The organism is Xylanibacter rarus, from assembly GCF_001275135.1.
Classification (GTDB): domain Bacteria; phylum Bacteroidota; class Bacteroidia; order Bacteroidales; family Bacteroidaceae; genus Prevotella; species Prevotella rara.
On record NZ_LFQU01000085.1, the window covers coordinates 1 to 565 of the forward strand.

Annotated in this window: 1 pseudogene; it reads left to right on the forward strand. The window is 50.1% G+C overall.

The window, feature by feature from the left end:
- A pseudogene (locus tag ACU52_RS15355) lies at positions 1 to 565 on the forward strand (IS4 family transposase); the annotation flags it as partial.

Consider the following 565-nt stretch of genomic DNA (forward strand, 5'->3'; position numbering starts at 1 on the left):
TGTTCTACAAAGGTGGACTATTGCGCCAAGGTATTGAGCGGCGAGCGGATGTTCTATCTCCTTGTCTTTGCCCTCCTGGCGGCAGATCAGATAAGTCAGCGCAAGCTTGAGGTCGTATTCAACAATTCCATTTTCAAGACGCTGTTCAACATAAGTGCAGACGCCCATGTGACGCACAGTTCCATTTCCACCCGCCTGTCAAAGATAGACCTGAGCTTCTTTGAGAAGGCTTATGAGATTATATACGGGCGCTTCTCCAAACTGTACACTGAAGAGGAAATCCTGCATCTGTACCTTATACGGGTCGACAGCTCCATGGTGGCCGAATGCTGCAACAGGCTCAAGGCCGGTTTTACCGTCGGCAAGAAACCCGGAGACGGAAGGCAGCCGCGCAAGCAGATAAAGTATACCATGGCATATGACGGTTTCGCCGTAAGGCTTGCCGAGGTGTTCAACAAGGCTGTATATCTTAGCGAGGACATGGCCATCCCGAAGGTCGTGCTCAAGCTTGTCAAAAAAGACAGCAAGCATACGAACTTATATGTTATAGACCGCGGTCTCAGCT